The organism is Kocuria sp. KRD140 (genome assembly GCF_017168375.1).
GTDB classification, from domain to species: Bacteria; Actinomycetota; Actinomycetes; order Actinomycetales; family Micrococcaceae; genus Kocuria; species Kocuria marina.
In genome coordinates this window covers 1-3,955 of the sequence record NZ_JABFAW010000035.1, presented here as the reverse complement: position 1 = coordinate 3,955, position 3,955 = coordinate 1, and the positions used below count along the sequence as shown (strand labels likewise).

Genomic DNA, 3,955 nt, shown 5'->3' with positions numbered 1-3,955 from the left:
CCTCAAGTTCGGCACACCGGATATGTACGATTCAACATGGCGGAGGTGCGTCCTGGTGGGACGTCGGCTCGGGGGGAGAGCAGCGGTGGTGGCCCTGGTCGGAGTGCCGGTCCTGAGCGGGTGCGCGCAGTCTGGAGGCACCGAGGCGCCGGGCGCCTCCGGCGCAACAAAGTCCGGCAAACCCACGGTCCTGGCCACCTTCACGGTGCTCGCGGCATGGCCCGGGTGGTTGGCGGTGAGCACGTGACCGTGGAATCCGTGACCAGGCCCGGGGCGGAGATCCACGACTACGAGCCCACCCTCACGGACGTGTGCAAGGCGTCCGGTGCCCAGCTGGTCCTGGACAACGGGCTCGGCCTGGAGGGCTGGCTCGGGCAGTTCGTGGCCTCGGCCAACGTGCCGCACGCGGTGGTCTCCGAGGGCGTTCCCACGGTGGACGTCGCGGACCAGCCCGGAACACCCAATCCCCACACCTGGATGAGCCCCACGAACGGGCAGCGCTACGTGGACACCATCGCGACCGCCCTGAGCGACCTCGATCCCGAGCACGCCGCGCAGTTCCGGGAGAACGGCGACAGGTACAAGGAGCAGCTGGACGAGGTCCGCACGGACCTACGGGAACGGCTGGACCGGGTCCCCGCGAACCAGCGCGCACTGCTCACGTGCGAGGGCGCCTTCTCCTACTTCGCGCGGGACGCCGGACCGAGCGAGCATCACCTCTGACCCGTGAACTCCGAACAGGAGGCGGGTCCACAGGAACCGCGCTCGGCGATCGACACCGTGCGGCAGAACCACGTCCCGGCGGTGTTCTGCGAGTCGACCGTCTCGGACCGGCAGATGCAGCAGGTGGTCGAGGCCACGGCCGAGGTGGTGACGGGGTCCTCGGACCACTCCTCCAGGTTCTAGATGGCCCGCAGGTAGTTCTGGTGGCTCACCGAGAGCTTCGCGACCGACATGGTGGGAGACTCTCGCAAGGCAAAAACCTCTCACCGAACAACCGGACGCCATGCAGGCGCCCCACGGCGCGTCCTGGCGCGGGAAGTTTATGTCGTGTGCATACACTCCGGTAGACCACCCGCTTGGGTGGACGTCACACTACCCTGTCACCGCCCCGCCAGGCGGTTTACAGGTGGAGCGGAGGGCCTGCCTGCTGCCCCCTCATGAACCGACGTCGAGCCCCCTCGGGACGACCGCCGTCGACCCCTCTTCCCCCGTTCCCGCCCGCGTACCGGGCGTGCCGCTCGACGCCGTGGCCCGCGCCGCCACGAGGGGCATCCAGATCTACCCCTCCGTGGCCTCCGCGCAGTTCAGCATCACTGGCAGCCCTCGGGCCCCCGAGCTCACGGTCACGCTGGTCTTCACTCCCGCCCTGGAGAACCAGCGGATCAAGGACGAGATCCGCTACGAACTCATCCCGGGGCTGGAAGTCATCATCGGCGCCCCGTTCGCCCGGGTGACGCTGGACTACACGGATGCAGCGCCCGCCCTCACCCCGGCGCCCGAGACCACGCCTGACGGAGTGGCGCGAGCCGCCCTTCGACCCTTTTCTCGCGGTCACCGCACATGGTGCGATTCCTGCAGCTGATAGACGGGCGTGTCCATCCCCAGCTCCCGGGCCTTGAGCTGCAGCGCGAGGTACTTCGAGTAGTGGCGGGACTGGTGCAGATTGCCGCCATGAATCCACAACTGCGGCACCGCTGTGGGCTTCCACATGTTGCGCAGCTCCCCTTCCCAGGGACCGGGGTCGCGGGTCGTGTCCGAGCCGTACCCCCAGCACTTGCCCACCGCGTCGGCAACCTCCGGCGAGACGAGATCCGCGAGCCACGCGTTCATCGATCCGTACCCGGTCGCATAGACGAGCAGGTCCGCGGGAACCAGCCGGTCGCCGTCGACGACCACCCCCTCCGGCACGATCTTGGTGACCTGACCGCGCTCCAGCTGGATCCGGCCGTCGATGATCAGCTGCGATGCACCCACGTCGATGTAGTACCCGGATCCGCGCCGCAGGTACTTCAAGAACAGGCCTGAGCCGTCCTCGCCGAAGTCCAACTCGAAGCCGGCGTCGGTGAGCGCACGGTAGAAGTCCGCGTCCCGCTCAGCCATCTGCTCGTACACAGGAATCTGCGCAGCCGGCAGCAGCCGGTACGGCCACGAGGCGAAGAGCATGTCGGCCTTCTCCGTGGTCACCCCGTTCTCCAGGGCCTCCTCCGAGTAAAGCGCGCCCAGCGCCAGCTCCCGCAGGGAGTCGCTGCGGGAGATGTGCGTGGAGGAACGCTGGATCATCGTGACCTCGGCGCCCTTCTCCCACAGGGCTGCCGCGATGTCGTGGGCCGAGTTGTTCGACCCGATGACCACAGCGTGCCTGCCCTCGACATCCTCTTCACCACCCGTGAACTCGGAGGAGTGACCCTGCCACCCGGCGAAGTCGTCGGCGCCCTCGAAACGGGGGATGTTCGGGTAGCCGGAGACACCCAGCGCGAAGACGAGTTGGGTGGGGTGCAGGATGACCTCCTCGCCACGGCGGTCCACCCGCACGGTCCACGTGCCCGCGCCCTGGTCGAACTGCGCGCCCAGGCACCGTGTGCCAGCCCAGTAGTCGAGTTCCATGATGTCCACGTAGTGCTCGAGCCAGTCCCCCATCTTGTCCTTCGACGGGAAGATCGGCCAGTCGTCGGGGAAGGGCAGGTAGGGCATGTGGTCATACCAGACCGGGTCGTGCAGGTGCAGCGACTTGTAGCGTTTGCGCCACGAGTCACCCGCCCGCTCGTTCTTCTCGACGACAATCGTCGGCACGCCGACACGTCGCAGCCGCGCGGCGAGCCCGATGCCACCCTGACCCCCGCCGATGATCAGCACGTATGGCTGCTCGTCGAAACCGAGCCGGGCGTCCCGCTCCGCCCGGGACTCCTTCCACGTCTTGCGTCCCCGGGTGATCTCGTGGGTGACGCCGAGCTCACGGCGGGGGCCCTTCTTCTCCTCGTGCCCCGTCAGTTCCTGCAGTGTGGTCAGCAGTGTCCAGCAACGCCCCTCCACGAGCCTCAGGTGAGCCCAACCACGCCCGGCGGCGGTCATGAAGTTGAGCCATGCCTCTGCGTTCTCGGCCGTGCCCGATGCGGGCTCGGCGAGCTGCCAATCGTGCGGATCGACCGTCGGCAGCTGGGCCTGGAGCATCGCCGCGATCTCATCGATGCCTTCGAGCGTCTTGAGGTTCCATGTGAATGCCACGAAGTCACGCCAGTAGCAGTCCTCGGCGAAGAGTTCCCGCAACGCGTCCTCGTCGTGCGCACGGAGGGCCCGGTCGAAGGCGGCGAGCCACTTCTCGACGGCGCTGCTGGCCGCCTGCGGATCGTCACTCCCTGCGGAGCTCTCGCCGGGATCGGTTGCATGATCGTGGGTCTGAGTCATGTCACTTCCTAATGTGGCTGAGCTATGATTTGTGTCACACTAGCGCGCTTCACCCGCCGACAACACCGGGCAGGACGAAAGCCCTGGGTCGCCACGATCTCCAGCGATCCGGTCTGCCGACCGCGCGTCCGGATCTGCGAGTGGATGACGACGACGCCGCCCGCACCGTGAAGCCCCATGGCATCAAGGCGTGCAGAGGCCTGCCTCCCAGAACACGGGAGCCTCGAGGTTGGCCCGGGCGGCCCCCACTGCACGTCGGCACCGTTGACCGCCCCGGTAACGTGGGGGTTTTTTGCATAACGAGCCCCTCCGGCCCATCGGCAGGGAAGCGAGAGGCGGAACGGACAATGGTCGGCATCGTGCTGTACATCATCGAGGGCGCGCTCTTCTACCGCTCCAGCCGCCTCGTCATCGCGGCGATCGTGGCCACATACCGGCACAACGGGGCCGTCGCGCGACGAGATCACACGAAGGCCGGTGCGCCCCCGGCCTGACTCCGGCGGTCACGCCAACGACCCTCACGCCCGCCAGCCAACAGTCCCCCATGGAC

At 67.7% G+C, this 3,955-nt stretch carries 3 protein-coding genes and 1 pseudogene; 3 read left to right on the top strand and 1 reads right to left on the bottom strand.

Annotated features, from left to right (window positions below; translation table 11 throughout):
• The first annotated feature begins 36 nt into the window (after nt 1-36).
• A pseudogene (locus J1M36_RS12560) lies at nt 37-906 on the top strand (metal ABC transporter solute-binding protein, Zn/Mn family).
• A 328-nt stretch (nt 907-1,234) separates the two neighbouring features.
• Nucleotides 1,235-1,585, top strand: a complete 351-nt coding sequence (locus J1M36_RS12555; protein WP_179861246.1) for a hypothetical protein — start codon at nt 1,235-1,237, stop codon at nt 1,583-1,585.
• On the opposite strand, the gene J1M36_RS12550 is transcribed toward J1M36_RS12555, so the two are convergent.
• On the bottom strand, nt 1,555-3,405 hold the full coding sequence (locus J1M36_RS12550; RefSeq protein WP_206480058.1) for an NAD(P)/FAD-dependent oxidoreductase: 1,851 nt from the start codon (nt 3,403-3,405) through the stop codon (nt 1,555-1,557). The genes J1M36_RS12555 and J1M36_RS12550 overlap by 31 nt on opposite strands.
• Before the next feature lie 347 nt (nt 3,406-3,752).
• Here J1M36_RS12550 and J1M36_RS12545 point away from each other — a divergent pair, with 347 nt between their 5' ends.
• Entirely contained in the window at nt 3,753-3,899 is a 147-nt protein-coding gene (locus J1M36_RS12545) for a hypothetical protein (RefSeq protein WP_206480056.1), read from the top strand.
• Nucleotides 3,900-3,955 lie beyond the last annotated feature (56 nt).